At 59.6% G+C, this 19,739-nt stretch carries 21 protein-coding genes and 2 riboswitches; of the genes, 1 reads left to right on the top strand and 20 read right to left on the bottom strand.

The window, feature by feature from the left end; translation table 11 throughout:
* Positions 1-30: 30 nt before the first annotated feature.
* The 5 genes from atpB to upp form a co-directional block, all read right to left on the bottom strand.
* The gene (atpB, locus tag ELR57_RS02165) at positions 31-789 is read right to left on the bottom strand and encodes a F0F1 ATP synthase subunit A (RefSeq protein WP_126956765.1); all 759 of its coding nucleotides are present in this window, start codon (positions 787-789) and stop codon (positions 31-33) included.
* 1 nt (position 790) lies between these two features.
* Positions 791-1,201 carry an ATP synthase subunit I gene (locus tag ELR57_RS02160; protein ID WP_126956763.1) on the bottom strand — a complete coding sequence of 137 codons (411 nt, stop codon included), beginning with the start codon at positions 1,199-1,201 and terminating at the stop codon, positions 791-793.
* On the bottom strand, positions 1,201-1,449 hold the full coding sequence (locus ELR57_RS02155) for an AtpZ/AtpI family protein (protein ID WP_238162375.1): 249 nt from the start codon (positions 1,447-1,449) through the stop codon (positions 1,201-1,203). Before ELR57_RS02155 ends, ELR57_RS02160 begins: the two co-directional genes overlap by 1 nt.
* 308 nt (positions 1,450-1,757) lie before the next feature.
* On the bottom strand, positions 1,758-2,897 hold the full coding sequence (gene wecB / locus ELR57_RS02150) for a non-hydrolyzing UDP-N-acetylglucosamine 2-epimerase (protein ID WP_126956761.1): 1,140 nt from the start codon (positions 2,895-2,897) through the stop codon (positions 1,758-1,760).
* Between the two features lie 35 nt (positions 2,898-2,932).
* Positions 2,933-3,562 carry a uracil phosphoribosyltransferase gene (gene upp, locus ELR57_RS02145; RefSeq protein ID WP_126956759.1) on the bottom strand — a complete coding sequence of 210 codons (630 nt, stop codon included), beginning with the start codon at positions 3,560-3,562 and terminating at the stop codon, positions 2,933-2,935.
* A 156-nt stretch (positions 3,563-3,718) separates the two neighbouring features.
* Here upp and ELR57_RS02140 point away from each other — a divergent pair, with 156 nt between their 5' ends.
* On the top strand, positions 3,719-4,039 hold the full coding sequence (locus tag ELR57_RS02140) for an acetyl-CoA acetyltransferase (RefSeq protein ID WP_126956757.1): 321 nt from the start codon (positions 3,719-3,721) through the stop codon (positions 4,037-4,039).
* A 96-nt stretch (positions 4,040-4,135) separates the two neighbouring features.
* On the opposite strand, the gene ELR57_RS02135 is transcribed toward ELR57_RS02140, so the two are convergent.
* The 15 genes from ELR57_RS02135 to ELR57_RS02065 form a co-directional block, all read right to left on the bottom strand.
* Positions 4,136-4,915 (bottom strand): DUF4247 domain-containing protein, encoded by a 780-nt coding sequence (locus ELR57_RS02135; RefSeq protein WP_126956755.1) that lies wholly within the window; start codon positions 4,913-4,915, stop codon positions 4,136-4,138.
* Positions 4,915-5,427: a DUF4178 domain-containing protein gene (locus ELR57_RS02130; RefSeq protein WP_126956753.1), complete on the bottom strand. Its 513-nt coding sequence runs from the start codon at positions 5,425-5,427 to the stop codon at positions 4,915-4,917. The genes ELR57_RS02135 and ELR57_RS02130 overlap by 1 nt, the downstream gene beginning before the upstream one ends.
* Before the next feature lie 25 nt (positions 5,428-5,452).
* Positions 5,453-5,857, bottom strand: a complete 405-nt coding sequence (locus ELR57_RS02125; RefSeq protein ID WP_126956751.1) for a DUF350 domain-containing protein — start codon at positions 5,855-5,857, stop codon at positions 5,453-5,455.
* 66 nt (positions 5,858-5,923) lie between these two features.
* Positions 5,924-6,589 carry a PspA/IM30 family protein gene (locus tag ELR57_RS02120; RefSeq protein WP_126956749.1) on the bottom strand — a complete coding sequence of 222 codons (666 nt, stop codon included), beginning with the start codon at positions 6,587-6,589 and terminating at the stop codon, positions 5,924-5,926.
* A 165-nt stretch (positions 6,590-6,754) separates the two neighbouring features.
* Positions 6,755-7,801 (bottom strand): hypothetical protein, encoded by a 1,047-nt coding sequence (locus ELR57_RS02115; protein WP_126956747.1) that lies wholly within the window; start codon positions 7,799-7,801, stop codon positions 6,755-6,757.
* Between the two features lie 162 nt (positions 7,802-7,963).
* Positions 7,964-8,113: riboswitch (cyclic di-AMP (ydaO/yuaA leader) on the bottom strand.
* A gap of 191 nt (positions 8,114-8,304) precedes the next feature.
* A complete protein-coding gene (locus ELR57_RS02110) occupies positions 8,305-9,552 on the bottom strand; it encodes a serine hydroxymethyltransferase (RefSeq protein ID WP_126956745.1) in 1,248 nt (415 codons plus the stop codon).
* A gap of 292 nt (positions 9,553-9,844) precedes the next feature.
* Positions 9,845-10,492 carry a TIGR01440 family protein gene (locus tag ELR57_RS02105; RefSeq protein ID WP_126956743.1) on the bottom strand — a complete coding sequence of 216 codons (648 nt, stop codon included), beginning with the start codon at positions 10,490-10,492 and terminating at the stop codon, positions 9,845-9,847.
* Positions 10,492-10,950, bottom strand: a complete 459-nt coding sequence (rpiB, locus tag ELR57_RS02100; protein ID WP_126956741.1) for a ribose 5-phosphate isomerase B — start codon at positions 10,948-10,950, stop codon at positions 10,492-10,494. Before rpiB ends, ELR57_RS02105 begins: the two co-directional genes overlap by 1 nt.
* A 193-nt stretch (positions 10,951-11,143) precedes the next feature.
* Positions 11,144-11,224, bottom strand: a riboswitch (ZMP/ZTP riboswitch).
* A 39-nt stretch (positions 11,225-11,263) separates the two neighbouring features.
* Positions 11,264-11,845 carry a low molecular weight protein arginine phosphatase gene (locus ELR57_RS02095; RefSeq protein WP_126956739.1) on the bottom strand — a complete coding sequence of 194 codons (582 nt, stop codon included), beginning with the start codon at positions 11,843-11,845 and terminating at the stop codon, positions 11,264-11,266.
* 49 nt (positions 11,846-11,894) lie between these two features.
* The gene (locus ELR57_RS02090; protein WP_126956737.1) at positions 11,895-12,455 is read right to left on the bottom strand and encodes a manganese efflux pump MntP; all 561 of its coding nucleotides are present in this window, start codon (positions 12,453-12,455) and stop codon (positions 11,895-11,897) included.
* A 314-nt stretch (positions 12,456-12,769) separates the two neighbouring features.
* Entirely contained in the window at positions 12,770-13,909 is a 1,140-nt protein-coding gene (locus ELR57_RS02085; RefSeq protein ID WP_126956736.1) for an L-threonylcarbamoyladenylate synthase, read from the bottom strand.
* Between the two features lie 51 nt (positions 13,910-13,960).
* Positions 13,961-14,731: a stage II sporulation protein R gene (locus tag ELR57_RS02080; RefSeq protein WP_126956734.1), complete on the bottom strand. Its 771-nt coding sequence runs from the start codon at positions 14,729-14,731 to the stop codon at positions 13,961-13,963.
* Positions 14,732-15,049: 318 nt separating this feature from the next.
* Positions 15,050-16,090 (bottom strand): N5-glutamine methyltransferase family protein, encoded by a 1,041-nt coding sequence (locus ELR57_RS02075; protein WP_370452173.1) that lies wholly within the window; start codon positions 16,088-16,090, stop codon positions 15,050-15,052.
* An 82-nt stretch (positions 16,091-16,172) separates the two neighbouring features.
* On the bottom strand, positions 16,173-17,246 hold the full coding sequence (prfA, locus tag ELR57_RS02070) for a peptide chain release factor 1 (RefSeq protein WP_126956732.1): 1,074 nt from the start codon (positions 17,244-17,246) through the stop codon (positions 16,173-16,175).
* Positions 17,247-17,479: 233 nt separating this feature from the next.
* Positions 17,480-19,492 (bottom strand): YhgE/Pip domain-containing protein, encoded by a 2,013-nt coding sequence (locus ELR57_RS02065; protein ID WP_126956730.1) that lies wholly within the window; start codon positions 19,490-19,492, stop codon positions 17,480-17,482.
* Positions 19,493-19,739 lie beyond the last annotated feature (247 nt).

Below are 19,739 nucleotides of genomic sequence, written 5' to 3'. Positions count from 1 at the left end.
CTCCTCAAATTGGTTGAAATGTAGTTTAGATCAATGATCTTCTTCGTGAATGCTGTATTGACCGATGTAAACCATCGTCAGCATCGTGAATACGAAAGCCTGGATAGCGCCGACGAAGACGCTGAAGCCTTGCCATACGAGCATTGCCGGAATTCCGACCCACCCCATCCCGAGGATGACGGAGATCATGACTTCGCCGGCATAGATGTTACCGTAAAGCCGCAAACCGAGCGTCAATGGCTTCGCCACCGTCTCGATGATGTTGATCGGCAGGAAGAACGACCACGGCTGAACGTAGTGCTTGAAGTAGTGCTTGCGATTATGGCGAATCCCTTGAATATGAGAGAGCACGATAACCGTAAGCGCCAAAGCCATCGTCATTGCGGCATCGGCTGTCGGCGACTTCCACCAAGCGAATTCGGCTTCGTCCTTGCCATCCATGAACAGGTCCATTCCGAGGAATGTCGCATGCCCATGATGAGCTTCGGTAATAAAGTTGAACGGCAGACCGAGCATGTTGCCGACGAAGATGTACATGATCAGCGTCAGGCCAAGACTGAGGTAAACCTTACCTCTTTTGAAGTCCGTAGCCATGCCGATGATGTTGCTAACGAACTCGACGACCCACTCCATGAAATTCTGCAGCTTGCCGGGGTTCTCTACCGACATCTTGCGAATCGACAAACGCGCCAGAACAAAGACAATAATACTGGTCACTACCATCATGATGATCGCAGAGAGGTCGACCTTCTGACCGCCGATAATTACGATTGGCGCAATGTGTTCCATGTTAGTGTTTCTCACCCCTTTCATCTGTGGGATGGCCGTCCGAGCGACGACTTCTGGAGATTAGACCCAATACGAGTGTTGCCATCGGCGACGCAATTATTCCCGTTACCGTTGCCGCCAGATTAAACTCCAGCATGCGAACGGAGATGACTCCGGCCAGGAGGCCGATGCACGCCCGGGTGACGAATCCCAACCCGGAACGGGGCTTGCGTCCAGATACGACCGAATCGCCGATTCTGACGAGCTTCCAGGCAAGATGCCAGGAGATCGCCATGCCGCCGATCACGCCGATCATGAACCCTCCGAATACATTCTGGTAAGCGGGCCAGACAGCCCACCCCAGACAACCCATGGACAAAAAAAAGAACGCAATTCTGGAAACGCGTTTGAGCAGATCGGGTAGTTCGTTCATTACTTTCGCCTTTCTCCTGCGAACTTCCGAATCAGGGCAATAGCGGAACCGATTCCGGCCACCAATCCGGCCACAAGACCGATGAGGTACCAATAGTCCGTTCCGTTATCGCGGTCAATTACCGCCCCAAGCCACCATCCCAGTCCAACGCAAACGGCGAGTTCCGCGCCCAGTGCGGTGACGAGACCGGCAGCCCGCCAAGGATTCTCATCCGGCGGCAAAGGCGGCTGACGTCGGGATTCTGGCACATCTATCCACTCCTTCGACGCCTTTCGGTTTATTGAAAAAGTGCTAAAGTAAGCCCTTTCTCCCCCTACGTTCCCGTTATATTGTATCGTCGCCAGACTGCCTTGTCAATTCGCCTAAATATTAATATTATGTGAACTGACCCCTGGAAAACCGCGTAACGGCGCGGTTTCTCCGTTTTCCTAACCGTACAGTTGCACTGTATACTGTATGTATCAACCGGGCTTTCCGATAATATCTGGAAAAGCCGACCCGATTAGTCGCTGATCGGGCCGGCTTTCGAAGCCGTTCTTGGAATTTAGAGAGTCCCTCAAGCGCGGAAAGAATCCGGCCGGTCTCCCTTGCCGAAATGGTGAAGAATCGCTTCGGCGATTCTTCGGGAGGCTTGTCCGTCGCCGTAAGGGTTCGCCGACCGGCTCATCCGCGCATACAGCTCGGAATCGGTCAGCAGCGCTTTGGTTCGGCTGTAAACCGCTTCTTCCTCGGTTCCCACCAGCTCGAGCGTTCCCGCTTCGATCCCTTCGGGACGTTCGGTGGTTTCCCGCAGCACGAGCACGGGAACGCCGTAAGACGGCGCTTCTTCCTGAAGGCCGCCGGAGTCGGTCAGGATCAGGGTCGCGTGAGGATAGAAGTTATGCAGCTCCACCACATCCAGCGGCTCGATCAGCTTGATTCTCGGATGGTCCCCCAGAATCCTCTGAGCGGGCTCCTTTACCGCCGGGCTCGGATGAACCGGATAAACGATCGCGATATCCTCGAACTCGTCGGCGATCCGCTTGACCGCCTCGAAGATCCGGCGATGCGGCTCGCCCTGCGCTTCCCTGCGGTGCGCGGTCATCAGGATCAGCCGCTTGCCCTGCGCCCAGTCGAGCACCGGGTGGCGGAAGTCCTTCGTAACCGTGTATTGGAACACGTCGGTTACCGTATTGCCCGTAATATAGATGTTCTCCTCGGACTTGTTCTCCTTGCGGAGGTTGCCCGCCGACCAACTCGTCGGCGCGAAGTGGAGGTCCGCCAGCACGCCCGTCAGCTGCCGGTTCATCTCTTCCGGATACGGAGCAAGCTTGTTCCACGTACGGAGGCCGGCTTCGACATGCCCGACCTTGATCTGCTGCAGGAACGACGCATAGCTGGCCAGGAACGTGGTCAGCGTATCGCCGTGAACCAGAACCAGATCGGGCTTCGCCTCCCGAAGGACGGGCTCCAAGCCTTGCAGGACCCGAATCGAGATGTCGTTCAGCGTCTGCTGCGCCTGCATGATGTCGAGGTCGTAATCCGGCTTTATCCGGAACACCTCCAGAACTTGGTCGAGCATCTGGCGATGCTGAGCCGTTACGCATACGATCGGCTCAATCAACCCCGGATACTTCTGAAGCTCGAGAATAAGCGGAGCCATCTTGATCGCTTCCGGCCGAACTCCGAATATGGTCATCACTTTAATCGCACTCACGTCGGTAGCCTCCCCCAGCCGTCCCGGAATCCCGGTTACTTCGTTCCATACAGACGATCGCCAGCGTCGCCCAAGCCCGGAACAATATAGCCGTGATCGTTCAGGTACTGATCAAGAGCCGCCACGTAGATATCGATATCCGGATGCGCGTCCTGAACCGCCTTGACTCCTTCAGGAGCGGCGATCAGGCACACCAGCTTCGTCGGGCGGCAGTCGCGCTTCTTCAGCGACTCGATCGCCGCGATCGCCGAACCGCCGGTCGCCAGCATCGGATCCAAGACGATAAGCTCGCGTTCCGTTACGTCGGAAGGCACGCTGAAATAATATTCAACCGGCTTCAGCGTCTCCGGATCGCGGTAAAGCCCGATATGGCCTACCTTCGCGGAAGGCAGCAGCTTCAGCATGCCCTCCACCATCCCGAGTCCGGCGCGCAGAATCGGAATAAGGCCCAGCATGCGGCCGGCAACGACCTTGCCTTCGGCCGTGGAGACCGGCGTCTCTACCGTAACCGTCTCCAGCGGGATGTCTCGAGTCACTTCGTAAGCCATCAATGTCGAGAGTTCGTCCACCAGTTCGCGGAATTGTTTGGTGTCTGTATTTTTGTCGCGTAGAAATGTCACTTTGTGCTGGATCAACGGGTGATCGCAGATGATAAAACGACCCAAAGGTTTCTCCCCTTCCGTACTTCTTGCGTGTCCATTATAACATTGTCTCCCTGCATGCGCACTCCATCCCGCAAGAATGAATGTTGACGTAGTTGGCTGTCACCGCAATCCGGGCTGCCGCATAGCTTAGTAGCAGAAAACCAGGGAGGAATGCCCATGAGCGTCAGAAGCGTCAACCAAGGAAGCCATACCGTCCTTTACAAAGCCGAGAACCCTTGGGTCGAACAAGTGAAGAAGAACCGCCGGCATCTCTCCGAGCTGTGCGGCCGGCATTACAACCGCCCCGTCCGAGTTCAGACGATCGACGGGCATACGTATGAAGGAGTGATCGTCGGAACGGACGGCTGCCACCTTCATCTGATGACTCAGCCGCCGCAGAGCGCGCCGGATGGGCAGCGTTTCTACAACCCTTATCAGGCCGCCGCCATCACCACGCTAGTCCTTTTCGAGCTTCTGGTTATAACGCTCCTCATCTGATTGCTGCCATGTTTATCCTTCTCCGCGGTTTCAAAAACCATGCAAATAGAGGTGCGGCAGGAGAAAATCCCGCCGCACCTCTTTTGTTGTTAGCCGTCACCTTCGTCTGGATATTCGTCCCGAGCCTCCGAATTTCGTCCTCGGAGAAGACTTGCGCGGATTCAGCCAACCGGAAGAGCCGGAGCTGCCCGAGCCGCCGTTCTTGTTGCGCGTAATTCTCCCGGACGTCCCGGAGCTCTTCGAATAATCCTGCGGCTTCTTGCCGAAGAGGCCGTCCGAGCCCGCTCCCCCTCCGTCGGAAGAAGTCCCTCGTTTAAAGATAGACCCCTTCCTCGTCACCGTCATCGGAGGCGCGGCTTTGGTGTCGCTGGCCGTCGGAGCGCGGTACGTGCCGGTCTTCGGCGGCTTCGTCGTCTGGCTTCCGTAGCCCCGGTAGTCGCCATAGCTCCGGGACGGCACGGAATCGAACAAGCTGCCGATAAAGCTCGCGAGCAGATAGCCCTCCAAGAAGGACGGGCTGTAGTTCTGGCGCACATAATCCTTGCTGTCGACTTCGATCAGCGTGTCTTCCGGATGGCTCTCATCCTTCTGAACGTGGATGACCTGATCCGAGTAGACAAGGAACATCCGCTCCTCGTCCTCGGGGGATTGCTGCTGCGGCTTCTGCTTGGCCGCGAGCTCCGCGGCCACCTCGGGAACCGTCTGCCCGGCTGCCCGATAGACATACGAAGTCGTGCTGCCGCTTCCGTTCACGGATTCAAGCGGGTAACTCTCCTCGACGTTGACGGTTCCGCATGCCGACAGCAGCGTAACGACAAGCGCAAGAATGACGGACAGATGAATCCAGGAAGTCCACTTGCGGCGACGGGACTCCATCAAGAGCCTCCCCGGAGCCACTCGACGTCCGCAGGAAGAATCGATTCCCCTTCATACAGCATGAATCGGCCGTTCTGCCACTCGATCCTCAGCAGCTTGCGCCCGTCCGACTGGTAATTCCAGACGTGCAGATCCCCCCCGGCGGAGGAGAACGGCGTGCTGCCGTCGTCCAGAATCCGGGAATAGAATTGCTCGTCCAAATAATATTGGACGCCGTCCAGTTCGATCTCCGTCGGCACCTCATCCACCGAATCGAGGCGTCCGTCGATAACGGAGAAGAGGCCATAGATCGTGCGCTCCCTCTCCTCGATGCTTAAATAGCGAATATCCGCTCCGTCGCGGAGCGTGAGCCACACCGCATCGCGGTTAACCGGCCTCGTCCTTCCCGTAATCTGATACGTAACCAGCGACACCTCGATGACGTCTCCCGGGCCAAGCGTAAGAACGCTTCGTTCCGGCTTCAGCGGCTCCGGCTTCTTCAACAGGTTCTTCACTCTCTGAAACAAGCTCATGCTCGGTCCTCCTTCCCGCGCGCCGTTACAGGCATGCGCCGATAATCAGCGCACCGACGCCGTGCAACGATCCGGCGATCAGGCCGTAACCGACGATGCCCTTCTTCACGCCTTCGTCCAGCCGAAGATCGGCGAGAGCCTTCAGTACCGCCTCCACGATCCCTTCCAGAATAAAGAGGATAACGAACGAGATGAAGGAGACGAGCAGCGCTTCCCACAGATCGTCCGACGTGACGATCGACCGGGACAGAATATACCCTTGCGCGGCGAGCTTCAGCACGAAACGGACCGTCACGGCCGTGTTGCCGTTCTTCATCTCTTCGAGGTCGCGATACTTCGTGAACATGGCGTCGATGGTCATCAGAATAAACAGCAGCACGGCGCCGGCGGCGGTCCATACCAGCGTTCCCAGGATCTCGTTAAACGTCAATGAGAGGTCTCCCCTTCGACAGCGTCAAATAATCATAAAGAAAGAAACCCCCGAGGGGGTCGCTTCTTATTCGTACTTCTTCATCAGGGCGGCCAGTTCGTCTTCGACCGCTTTGTCCTTGCCCAGCGCTTCGAATTCCTCGTCCAGCGACTTGCCCTTCGATCCGCTGAGCTCTTCGGTCGCTTCCGCGTGGGCTTCCATCTGAAGCACTTTCTCTTCCATCCGCTTCAGGCCGGAGAGCGCGGAATCGGATCCGAAGCCCGACATCGCCTTGTTGATCTCGGCTTGCGCCTTCGCGGCGTTCGCGCGCGCAACCAGCGTCTCCCGCTTGTTCTTCAGCTCGGTGAATTGCTTGCGCATCTCGTCGAGCTTCTCGCGGAGCCGGTCGGCGGCCGCTTTGTTCTGATCCCAGCTGGCTTTGTATTCGGAGGCTTTCTGTTCGGCGCCTTTCTTCTCTTCAAGGGCGCGTCTGGCGAGATCGATGTTCTTGTTCTGAGCCGCGATGTTCGCTTGCTCGTCGCGCTTCTGAACGAGAGCCGCTTGCTCTTCGTACAGCTGCTTGAACTTCTTCTCGAGAGCGATCTGGGCGGCTACCGCCTTCTCCGCTTCCTCGAGGTCCTCCTGCATATCCCGCAAATATTGATCCGTCATCTTGATCGGATCCTCTGCCTTGTCGATAAGCGCATTGATATTGGACATCGTAAGGTCGCGAAGCCTCTTGAAGATTGCCATTGTTCATTTTCCTCCCTAGGGGATTGTTTTCCCCGTTTCTTATACAGCGTAATACGCTCAAGAAATCGAAGGGTTTCGTTTCAAGCAAGCAAAAACTCCTTCGTCACCGTTGGATGCCGAAGGAGCTCTGCGAGTAGCGAAGGCTTCCGCCTTCTAGCATAAGTTTTAATCGGGTATTTCATGCGGGGTTTTGAGGTACGACTTCTTGCTCGGCAAGTAGCCCGGCCTCAATTCGATATCGGCCGCGGGCTTCCTCGGCCCGGATTCCTCTTCGTCCGCGCTGGACGCCGCCTGCTCCCAATCGTCCGCCCATAGCGATTGCTTATCGGCGTCTACGATCAGGAACCGGCCGCCGACTTCCTCCGGAGAAGAATGCCACTTGATATAAGCTTTGCCGTCCTCGACGGCGAGCACTTCCATCAACCCGTCCGTGCGAACGAGCGAGAGGCGAATTCTTCTTCCGAGTCCCATCGTCCTCGTCTTCACCGCTTCCGTCAACCGGTAAGCCCGAGCCAGATCGAGCGCCTGCTCCTCCTGCCCCTGCGCCGGCCGCTCCAAGATGAATTGGTAAGGAATCACGCTCGCCCGAGTCAGCAGATTCATGAGCTGGGACAGCGTATCGGCGCTATCGTTCTCCCCTCGAAGCATCGGAATCTCCGCGATCAGATTGGCCCCCGCTTCATGCAACGCTCGGAAAGCCGCGATAACCTCGTCCGTAATCTCCTTCGGGTGCCGGATCTTGACCATCATGTAGATGCTCTTCCCCGGCTTGGAATGAAGTCCGATCAGGTCGAGCAGCGCCTTGTTGCCGTTGATGCGGGAAGGCTCCGAGATCGGCACCCGCGAATGCAGGCGAATCATCTGCACATGGTCGATCTGCCGGAGGGAGGCGACGATCTCCTCCAGCCGCCCGCGCGGCAGCCGGAAGCAATCCGAGCCGGCCAGATGAACATGATTGATCGGTTTATGGCTGCGAATATAGGACATGGCGTCCGAGAGGTCGGCCGTCTCCAAGTTTCTCAGTAGCACGGTCGAACGGTTTACGTGCAGATAGGCAACCGGCTCTCTAGGGAGATCCGGCGGCGTATCGACTCTATCGGCTTCATTCCATTCTTCGAACGTCTCCGCTTGCGGCGATTCGATCATCGCAGGCTCGAAGCCGTCCGCTTGCTCGCCGAGACCGTTCTGCGCGAAATCATGTGGACATGTCATCTTGCATCATCCTCCTTGTCCAAGTGATTGTCCCGCCTCTGCTCCTTCCGAAGATACAAAAGGACCCTGGGCGGCAGGGCAACGGTGCGCTTAGCCAGCATAGGGTCCGTAGAACGCAGAAAAGACCCTTAAACAGGGTCAATAAGTTGAATAAAATGTGATTGATTGACCCATCTACTGCTTACGAGGTTAGCTGACGGACTCGGGTAAGATGGTCCCCTATGCTCTCTCACCGAAGCAAGATGCAATTCGCCCCTAAGATTGGTTCCCCCGCTTCCAGGCAAGTCGCCCGAAATTAAGCGTAATCTTAGTATACCTTTTGCCAAACGGCAGCGTCAATCGCAAATTCGCCTCGCGATGTCATCCTATTCTCCACCTTCGGATTAGGTGACATGCGCATTCCGGGTTCTTGTCGCATTAAGAAGCCCCCTGTCCGGCGCGTACGGCCGAACAGAGGGCGAAAGCTCGCGAAGAGCTTCAGAATGCAATAAGGGATCGAGACCTTAGTAAGACAGGCCCGGGTACAGCGGGAATTGATCGCTCAGGGCGCTGACCATGCCGCGGGCTTGCGCCAGCACCGCTTCGTCCTTGGAGTTCTTCAGCGTCAGCGAGATGATCTTGCCCATCGTCTTCATCGCTTCCGCGTCCATGCCGCGGGAAGTGACGGCCGGCGTGCCGATCCGGATGCCGCTCGTGACGAACGGGCTCGTCGGATCGTAAGGAATGGCGTTCTTGTTGACCGTGATGCCGACGGAGTCCAGGACATGCTCCGCATCCTTGCCGGAGATGCCGAGGTTGCGGGTATCGACCAGCATGAGGTGGTTGTCCGTGCCGCCGGACACGAGGTTGAGGCCTTCGGCCAGCAGCGTGTCGGCCAGCACCTTCGCGTTGTTCACGACGTTAGCCGCATATTCCTTGAAGGAAGGCTGAAGGGCTTCGCCGAGAGCAACCGCCTTCGATGCGATCACGTGCATCAGCGGACCGCCTTGCGTTCCCGGGAATACGGCCTTGTCGATAGCCGCAGCCCACGGCTGACGGCACAGGATCATGCCGCCGCGAGGTCCGCGAAGCGTCTTGTGCGTCGTCGTCGTGACGAAGTGCGCATGCGGAACCGGGCTCGGGTGCTGGCCGCCGGCTACCAGTCCGGCGATGTGCGCCATATCGACCATGAAGAGGGCGCCCACGTCTTGCGCGATCTTGCCCAGCGTCTCGAAGTCGATCGTGCGCGGGTAAGCGGAAGCGCCGGCAACGATCAGGCGAGGACGATGCTTGAAGGCAAGCTTGCGCACTTCGTCGTAATCGATGCGGAACGTTTGCTCGTTGACGCCGTAAGCCACGAAGTTATAGAGCAAGCCGGAAGCGTTGACCGGGCTGCCGTGCGTCAGGTGGCCGCCGTGCGCCAGGTTCATGCCGAGAACCGTATCGCCCGGCTTCAGCGCCGCCAGGTAGACGGCAAGGTTCGCTTGAGCGCCGGAGTGGGGCTGAACGTTCGCATGCTCGGCGCCGAACAGCTCCTTCGCGCGGTTGCGGGCGATCTCTTCCGGAATGTCGACGTACTCGCAGCCGCCGTAGTAACGCTTGCCCGGATAGCCTTCCGCGTACTTGTTCGTCAGAACCGTGCCCATTGCTTGCATGACGGCTTCGCTGACGATATTCTCCGAAGCGATCAGCTCCAGGTTGTTGCGTTGGCGGCCCAGCTCCAGGTTAAGAGCCTTGACGATCTCGGGATCTTGATTGCGCAATTGTTCCATGGGTAAGTTCCTCCTATTTGGTCGTAGCTTTGAATAGTGAATAATGTGAACAAACGGAATGTCCAATCTTCTCTAAGTCGGTCGGGTTGGCCAATGGATTCGATTTTTCGAATATATTTCTCAGAAAACCGGCTAAATGGCGCGTTGTACATGAAAATTCATACACAATTGCCCGTTTTCCAGAGAAACAGCCTGTTTCTATATGATTTTTCGAATATAATCTCTGGTTCTCGTTATTTTGCGCCGATTAAACGCGAAAAATCACATACATTTCCTTTAACTCGAGCGTCCGTTAGTCGCAAGTGCCGTTATCGGCAGCGTTCGAGCCCGAAGACGGATCCGGTTCGTTCGTCGACCCGGCGCCGTTGGTTCCGGTCTCTTCTTCCATGCGATAGACCGCCCGTTCACCGCCGATCAGCTTCGGCCGCGAGTAGGCCATCGTCAGCCGGGCCTGCCCGATCCACGGAACGGAAGGGCGAACCGGAACGGCAACCGGCCTAAGGTGCATGCCGATCAGCGTCTCGCCGATGTCGAAGCCGGCGTCCGCCTGGACCGCTTCGACCAAGCAAGGATCGGCTTGCTTCCGGTAAGCGTAGGCCGCCATCGAACCGCCGGCCTTGCGGACCGGCACCGCGGAGACGATCGTCCAGCCCATCTTCTCCGCCTGCTCGCGCTCGGTAACGACCGCCCGGTTGAGATGCTCGCAGCATTGCCACAGCGCGTGGAAGCCCGCCTTCGAACGAACGCGCTCCACGCCTTCGTAGATCTGCGCGGCGATCTCCTCGGCTCCGGAGGTTCCGATCCTCCGGCCCCGCACCTCGCTGGTGCTGACCCCGAAGACGATTCTCCTCCCCGGCTTGATCGCTCCCGCTTCGACCAGCTCCGTCAGAGCGGTCTCCACCTGATCGGCGATGGACGAATCCCTTCCCGTCGTATCCATTAACGAGTGCCCGCCGCCTGCGATTCCAAAGCTTTCACTTTGTTAATCCGCCCGACATGGCGCTCTCCCTGCGAGAACGGGGTGTCCAACCAGATGCGGACGATCTCCTCGGCGACTCCGGGCCCGATGACCCGTTCGCCCATCGCCAGCACGTTCGTGTCGTTGTGCTCGCGGGTCGCTTTGGCCGAGAACAGATCGTGCACGAGCGCGCAGCGAATGCCCGCAACCTTGTTCGCCGCGATCGACATTCCGATTCCGGTGCCGCAGATCAGGATGCCGCGTTCCGCTTCCCCGCGGACGACCGCTTCGCATACCGGAACCGAGTAGTCCGGATAATCGACGGAATCCGCGCAGCTGCAGCCCATATCGATGATCTCATGGCCTTGCGACTGAAGGAAAGGAACGATCACGTCCTTCAGCCTATACCCTGCGTGATCCGCGCCAATTGCAATTTTCATCGTATAATCCCCCTTAATTGCACCAACTGGAACGGCCTTGCTTCCGCCCTGCCATCCAGCGGGTGTCCGCCAAGCCCAACCCCGGCGTTCGAGAACGCCGAGCGCGCTTGCTTGTCTGAAAGTATTATACCTAAAAGCCAAAAAAAGCGCGAAAAAAGACGAAAGAGAGCTAACGCACGTCAAGACGCGCGTTGCTCTCTGCCCAGGCGACCGGCCGACATTCCGATGCTCCACTGTGGTTACCTCCACTGTGTCGCCAGTTACATCGGAACTGCAACGATTACCCTCATCATACCGAAGGCCAAGCCAAAAATCAATCGGTTTTATGAAGCTTCTCGACGGAAAGCTTCAAGGCTTCCAGGATCTCCTCGGCGCAACGCTCGTACACCTCGAGAGGACCTCCGAACGGGTCGGCGATATCGAAGTTCGGCAGCCTGCGCTGAAGATCCATCAGGCGCTTCCGGTCTTCCTCCGGCAGCTCTTGCCCCAGAGCGCGGCGTACCTGCCACTCCGCGAACAGCCGCTCCGCCTCGGCGAGATCGTCCATTACCGGGTCTCCGTGCAGCGCGAACTCCTTCAGCGTGAAGGTCTTCTCCTCCGCGGACGGGTACCTCTCAAGAACCGCCCGCTTATGGCTGGCCGTCATCGTCAGGATCAGGTCCGCCCACTCCGTCTCTTTGCCCGAGAGAGAGGTGGACCCGGCCGGCTGCTCCATCCCGAGCTTGCGCAGCGTCTCCGCCGCGTTCGGGGAGACCGGAAGCCCGTTCACGGTCGATACCCCCGCCGACTTCACTTCCACGTCGAGCCCCCGTTCTCGGGTCAGGCTCCGCAGCATCGCCTCGGCCATCGGGCTTCGGCAAGTGTTGCCCGTACATACGATAAGCACCCGCTTCATTGCCGTCTCCTCCTTCCGGCGATTCGCCAGGAATGTATCGTGAACCTCTTTATATCAGAAACAGGACGCCGAACGCAAACAGAATCGCGCCTCCAAGCGCCTCGCCGTATCCGCCCAGCCGATAGCTGATTTTCCTGCCCAGCATAAGCCCGAGCACGCTCATCAATCCCCCGACGGCCCCGAACATGAGAACCGTGATTAGAATATGCGATGCGAACATCCCGAGGGACACCCCGACCGAGAAAGAATCGACGCTGACGGTAAGCGCAAAAAAAAGCATCCCCCAGAACGTCCGGTGGTTGATCGACCGCATCTCCTCGCCCTTCAGCGAGCTGTAGACCATGTGCCCCCCGAGCAGAAGCAGGAGCGCGCCCGCCGCCGAAGTCGCCACGCCTCCGAGCAACCCGCTGACATAGTACCCCATCACCATCCCCGCCAGAGGCATCAGCACGTGGAACAGCGCAATGACCGTGCTGAGCTGCAGGACATCGAGCTTGCGGACCCCCTTGAGGCCGATGCCGATTCCCAGCGAGAATGCGTCCATCCCAAGCGCCATGGCCATTACGGCAATGGTGAGAAGCTGTCCAAACGACGCGGACAAACTCTCCATCTAACTACCTCCCCGTCCGCCGCCATGCGGTCCTCCCTGCGCCCTCAAGACGCCGATACCCCAGCATATGCGGACGAGCAAGCATTCATGTCCAAGGGCGCCGGGACGGGAGACGGGGGAAAAGACAGCGTTAGCGAAGGAACGGAGTTGCGGCGGGTTAAGGAACGTCGTGCGGGATAGAGCGATGAAGCTCTCCCGGCGCCAAGCCGATTGCGACATGGCTTCGGAATCTCAAGCTCGAGAGAAGAGACGCGAGTACATGGCCACGCCGGGCCTGTGCAACAATTATCTCGAGCGAGGGCGCGAAGCCTGTGCTAGGCCTGGATGACGCGGCCTCCCGCGGCCTTCAGCATTCGGTTCCGGAGGGCGGCGCCGATGCCCGCCTCCGGGAACGCCTCCGCGACGATATAGGAGATGTCGCGGTCGTCGCACTCGCGCAGCGCGGCGTAGAGCGCGTGCGCCGCTTGCTCCGGCTCGGAGCGCAGCCCGAGCGAGAGCACCGCGTCCGCGCGGTAAGCGTCGGCGTTCTCGGCGCAGGCGAGAATGCCGACGCGGCTGCCGCGCGCGCGCTGTTCGTCCGCCGCCGCCTGGACGGCGGCGGGCAGGCGCTGCGGGTCGCCCGAGACAAGCACCATGACGCCCTTCGGGGCGTAATGGGCGTACTTGACGCCGGGCGACCTTGGCGCTTCCTCCTCGGGCGCGGACGGCTTGCCCGCGGCTGCTCCCCCGGCCGCGATAGCCTCGCTCGGACTCTGCGCTCCGGTTGCGCTCGCGGCCGCTTCTCCGTCCGATTCCGAGAGTACGCGCCCTTGATCGCCGACAGCCTTCTTGAGCTGTTCGGCTGTAATGCCGCCTGGCCGCAGAATATGAACCGCGCCGTCCAAGACTCGCACGACGGTCGACTCCAGGCCGACGCCGGTCGCTCCGCCGTCGAGCACGCCGTCGATCCGTCCGTCCAGATCCTCCAGCACGTGCCGCGCCGTCGTCGGGCTTGGCCGCCCCGACCGGTTGGCGCTCGGCGCGGCGATCGGGCAGCCGGATGCGGCGATGAGCTTGCGCGCAAGCTCATGATCGGGAACGCGAACGCCCACCGTATCCAGTCCGGCCGTCACTCTCGGCGACACGGCGCCTGCGCGGACGGGAACGACTACGGTAAGCGGTCCCGGCCAAAAGGCGTCCATGAGCTTCCTCTCCAGCGGGCTAAGCCGCTCGGCCAGTGCCGCGGCGGCTTCCGCATCCGCCAGATGAACGATGAGCGGATTGTCGGAAGGACGCCCCTTCGCCGCGAAAATCCCCTCCACGGCAGAGGAGCTTCTGGCGTCCGCGCCAAGCCCGTACACCGTCTCGGTCGGGAATGCGACAATGCCGCCGTTCGCAAGGACGGCGGCGGCTTCCCGCACGCCCGCCTCCGCTTGCTCCGGCGGCCAATAGATCGTTGATTGCTGCTGTTTCATGACTTATCCATCCTGCCTGAGCTTTAATGCAACTATTATATCACACGCCGTTTAGAACAGAGAGGCGATGAAGGCGAACAGCTTCTTCAGAATCACCCACAGGAAAAATTCCGCATGGGGCTTCTCCGCTTCTTCCTGCGCCTGGTCCTGATCGTTTGCTTGGCCTTGGGATTGGGCTTTCGCTTTCGATACGGACGCGGTCTTCTCGGCGGTCTTGCCGCTCTCTTTGGCCGTTTGCTTTGTCGGCGCCGACGTTTGCGCGGGCTCCGTTGCCGCGGAAGCCTCGTCTTGAGACGTTGCCGCCGTCAAGCAGAGCGGCGGGAACAGCACGCACCACCAGTTCGCCCCTTCTCCCTCGCCTAGCGTGATGCGGAGCGCTTCGTAGTCGGCAGCCGGGTAATCCTTTCCTTTGAACGTTTTCTCCGGGAAGGGGACCTTGGCAAGCTCGATCTTGGCTCCGTATGAGGCCTTGACCTCCCGAAGGGTGCGATCCGTCGTGCTCTGGACTTCGTCCAGGCGAGCTTCTATGAAATCTCTCGCTTCGGACAGCGTGGAGGGCATCTCGCCCCACGATACGATCAGGTCGGCCACTTGGTCGCGCACGGCGCGCTTGATCGCCTGATCCTCTTCGCTGTCCGACTGAGCGATAATTCGAATTCGGATGGAATCCTGCGGGATGATCACCGCATCATTGCTATTGCCGGACGCTGTTGTCGTACCTGCTTGCGCAAGATAAATCGTACCGCCGATAAGAAGGGCAACCATGGAAATAAGGATCATTCTAGCAAAAGAAATAAAAGAATAATGGCTGGGACCACGCATCGTTTCTCGCTCCTTGGAGCGCCCGTCGGCGCCGCTCGATGCGTTCCGGAACGTCTTAGCCCTAGTATGTCCCCTCTCTTAAACTCTAAACCTGCGAATCTATGTTTTTCGGCCGCTGAGAAAATCTCTATCCTCTGCCCCAACTTTCGCCCGTTCGCCCCGCCTACTAGCTAATTTGTTGCACTCAGTACCACCCTTCTGCTCGTCCCCGGCCATAGGCCTACTAACAGGCACCATTGGTGGGCCAGTAGAGTCCCAGCCTGCCACGCAAAGCAAAAAAATACCCGCCAGGAGAATCCCTGGCGGGTATTAAGCAGGTTAATCTTTAACCGCGATAACATGGCGGTCGATGCCGGCGTAATCCTTCACGTAACGGATCTCACGCCAGTCCGCGACGGCGCGGAGCAGCTCGGCCGCGTCGTCGGCTTGGCCGGCCCCCATCTCCCAGGCGACGAGCCGCGGCAGCCGCGGCAGCCGGGCGAGCTGCTCCGCCATGCGTCGATAGGGAGTCAGCCCATCCTCGCCCCCGTCCAGCGCCAGATGCGGTTCGAAGTCGCGCACCTCCCGCTGCAAACCCGGCATATCCGCCGAGCGGATATAGGGAGGGTTGGAGACGAGGATGTCGATGGCCATTCCCTCCGGCCTTTCATCCGTGCAGAGGAAGGGCATCAGCAGGTCCCCTTCCACGAATTCGATCCGTTCCTCCACGCCGTTCGCCGCGGCATTGCCGCGCGCGACGTCCAGCGCCGCCGGCGACAGGTCGGAGGCGAGGACGCGCCAATCCTCCCGTTCCGCCGCCAGCGTCACGGCAAGGGCGCCGCTGCCCGTGCCGACGTCGAGCAGAACGAGCGGCCGTCCGACGCGAATCCCCTGCCCGCGGCTCCTTGCTTCGCCCGCTGCCGTCCCGCTCCCGTAGGTTGCAGTATTCGCGTCCGTCATCCCTCGGTTCGCTGCCGTATCTAGCTCCAACCCGCCAGGACCCGTTGCGGCATTCGCATCCGCCACGTCCCAGCTCGCTGCCTCCGCCAGCACCGCTTCGGCGAGAAGCTCGGTCTCCGGGCGAGGAATAAGCACGTCCGGGGTGACCCGGAACGGACGCCCGTAGAAAGCCTGCTCGCCGATGATGTACTGCGCGGGCTCGCCCGCGGCCTTGCGGTCCAACACCCGTTCCCAGAGCTCCCGTTTGCCCTCGGGGAAAGGCTCGCGCAGGTCGCGGAGCAGCTCGGCCTTGCCGATTCCCAAGACGTGCAGGAGCAGAAGCTCGGAATTGGCCTCCGCTTCGTCCACTTCCGCCGCCCGCAGCCGTTCCGTTCCCATCCGCCACGCTTCGTTTATTCTCAGCCGATTTTCCTTTTCCAAGCGATGACTCCTCCTATTCCGCCGAACAACCGAGAAGCGGCCCGCCTCCGGTGAGAAGGCCGCGCCGCTTCCTGATACGTTATTATGCCATGTTCTCCCGGGCCAGCAGGTCCGTCTGCTCGGCCAGGGTAAGAGCGTTGACCAGATCGTTCATGTCGCCGTTCAGCACCGCGTCCAGCTTGTGCATCGTCAGGCCGATGCGGTGGTCGGTCACCCGGCTCTGCGGGAAGTTGTAGGTCCGAATCCGTTCGGAGCGATCGCCCGTTCCGACCTTCTCGCGGCGCTCGCCGGCATACTTCGCTTCCTCCTCTTGGATCTTGATGTCCATGATCCGCGTGCGAAGCACCTGCAGGGCCTTGGCTTTGTTATCGTTCTGCGATTTGCCGTCCTGGCAGGTCGCCACGATCCCGGTCGGAACGTGCGTTACCCGAACGGCCGACTTGGTCGTGTTGACGGATTGGCCGCCCGCTCCGCTGGAACAGAACGTATCCACGCGGATGTCCTTATCGAGAATCTCGATGTCGAGCTCTTCCGCTTCCGGCATGACGACGACGGTAGAAGTCGAGGTATGGATGCGTCCGCCGGATTCCGTCTCCGGAACGCGCTGAACGCGATGGGCGCCGCTCTCGAACTTCATCTTGCTGTAGGCGCCTTGGCCGCTGATCGTGAAGATGACTTCCTTAAATCCGCCAAGATCGCTTACGCTCGATTCGAGCATCTCCGTGCGCCAGCCTTGGCTGTCCGCGTACTTCGCGTACATCCGGTACAGCTCCGCCGCGAACAGGTTCGCTTCTTCGCCGCCCGCCGCGCCGCGGATTTCCACGATTACGTTCTTGCCGTCGTTCGGATCCTTCGGCAGCATCAGGATGCGAATCCGCTCTTCGAGCTCCGCCTGGCGAGGCTCAAGCTCTTCGATCTCCAGCTTCACCATCTCGCGCATCTCTTCGTCGAGCTTGTCGTCGAGAAGCGCGCGGGCGTCGTCCAACTGGGCCAACACCGTTCTATATTCGAGATAAGCCTGGTACGCTTCCTCCAGGTCCGATTGCTCCTTCGCATATGAGCGCAACTTCGACGTGTCGTTCACGACGTCAGGGTCGCACAGAAGCTCGCTCAGCTTCTCATAGCGGTCCGCCAGCGCTTGAAGACGGTCCAGCACGTTCGTTCAACCTCCTAAAGTCATCGCAGTTAACCGGGCGCTGCCGCTCTATCGGCAGGCGGTCGCTGCGCGTTTAATCTTTTTCTTATTATATCACAGAAGCGCAAGCTTTGCGGCGGATTTGCAGTCGGTTATCGGGAGGCGAGCGAAACGGGCACAATTGCGCAAAAAGCAGGAAGCCGCCATTAAGCGTACTCCCTGCCTTACCTTCATACCGCAAACGATTAACGGACTTAATGAGCTCCGGCCGGCGTTTCGTACAGCTTGCCCGACTTGGCTTGCGACCGAATCCTCAGGTAGACGACCAGCGCGAAGCCGGCCAAGTAGAGCAGAACGATGCCGAACTCCTTCCAGAAAATGCTCCACTCCCCGGTCGAGATGACCGCGTGGAACCCCCTCAGCACGTAGGTCATCGGCAGGCAGCGTCCGAGCGCCTGAAGCCAGCCGTCGGCCAGCTCCATCGGGAACGTGCCTCCGCTCGCCGACAACTGCGCGACCAGCAGGGCGACGCCGACCAGCTTGCCCAGATTGCCGATGACGGTGACCAGCATCATCAGCAGCGTCATGAACATCATCGACACGAACAAGCTATAGAGCAGCATAAGGGACAGGTTCGCCGGATGAATGCCGAACGCGAACCTCAGAAGCAGGTTGACGATGATCGTCTGGACGACGGATACCGTGTAGAACAGCCCGAGCTTGCTCAGTGCGAACTTCCATCCGCTGACCCGCGGGCTGCCCGGCAGCTTGAACGGAATGATGTTGAACGCCATCAAGGCGCCGACCATCAGCCCGAGCGCAAGGAAGTACGGGGCGGAGCCCGTTCCGTAGTTCGGCACATCGGTCGTTTGCTGCTCGACCAGCTGCACCGGCTGCGCGAACATGTCCAGCATCTCGTCGCTGGCCCCGGCTCCCGCGGATTGCGCCGCGGCGTCGGTCAGCTTGCCGGCCAGCTCCTTCGAGCCGTTCACCAGGCCGACGAAGCCATGCGCCAGCTGTTCGGCTCCGCTGTCGAGCAGCGAGGAGTTGTCCGCCAGCGATTGAAGGCCGGCGCTGAACCGGGTGAACCCTTGGTTCCAACTGCTCATGCCGCTTGCGAAGCCGTTCGCCCCCGCCGCCAGCTTGGCTGCTCCGTCTGCGCTGGCATCCAAGCCGGCGCCAACGCTCTTCAGCCCCGCGGTAATCTTGGCGTGGCCGACGCCGAGGGTAACCGCTTGCTCGGCCAGCCGTTCGGCCGACGCCGGTGCGCCCGCGCTATCCGTCGCCAGTTGGCTGCTCTCGCTTATAAGAGCGGCCAACTGCTCGTCGCCCGCAAGGTCGGGGTGCGAATCCGCGAATTGCTTCAGAGCGTCGGCAAGCTTCCGCGCTTCGGAGCTTGCCGACGCCAGCTGCTTCTTCTGCTCGCTTAGGCCGGAAGACAACTGCGCGATGCCTTGATCAAGCTCGGCGCTGCTAGAAGCCAGATGCGATTGAGCGGGTTCGAGCTTGGCGAGCCCGTCCGCTAGGGAAGCCGAGCCCTGCTTAAGCTCGGAGACGCCCGAGCTCAGCGACTTCATGCCGCTTGTGAGCGGAGACAGGCCGTCCGCCAACCGATAGGCGCCATTCTTCAGCGATCCGATGCCTTCTTGCAGCCGGTCCGCGCCGTTCTTGGCGCTCTCGGCGCCTTCGGACAACTTGGTCGCGCCCTGGCCCGCCTCGGCAAAGCCGTCGGACAGCTTCCGGATGCTTGCCATCACCGTCTCCGTATAGGTTTTGACAATATTCTCGCTGACCTTCTCCTTCAATTCCTTCACCGCGGAACTGCCGATCTGGCCGGACACGAAGTTATTGCCGGGATTCGTCCGGTAGATCAGCTCCGCTTGCTTGGGCTCGTCGCCGTTCAAGGAAGCGACATTCTTCGAGAAGTCTTCCGGAATGACGATGCTCAGGTAATAATCTCCGGAAGCCAGACCGTCCTCCGCCTTCTCGCTGCTTACGTAGCGGTAATCAAAGCTCCTGCTCTTTTCCAACTCCGCAACCATATCGCTACCCACGTCCAACTGCTGCCCGGAGATCTCGGCTCCTTGATCCAGGTTGACGACCGCGACCGGCAGCTTGTCCAGCTTGGCGTAAGGATTCCAATAGCCCGCCAGGAACATGCCCGCGTACAGCACCGGAATGATGAGCAGAATCGCCGCGGCGATGCGAAGATGCTTATGGTTCAGAATGATCCTCAAATCGTGCAGAAACAAGCTTTTCTTATGCACGTCCGTGTTGCCTCCTATTCTTCTATGCTCGACTCAAGCGTCAAGCTCGCTTCATTTAGTTGTATGCTACAACTTAAACATTGTATGTTACAACCTTATGGCCGTCAACAGGGACATTTTGACCGAATGCGCGCCAGACGGGTAAGCCTTCTCCCCGAACAATCACGGCAGCCGACCGACGGAATCAGATCGGGAAAATGGACAGCGCTTGCAACCTCCGCGGATGGAACGGTAAGCTAGAGGATAG

Source organism: Cohnella sp. AR92 (assembly GCF_003990975.1).
In the GTDB taxonomy this organism is placed as follows: Bacteria; Bacillota; Bacilli; order Paenibacillales; family Paenibacillaceae; genus Cohnella.
Note: the sequence above shows the minus strand (reverse complement) of the source record. Positions and strands in the feature narration are given on the sequence as shown.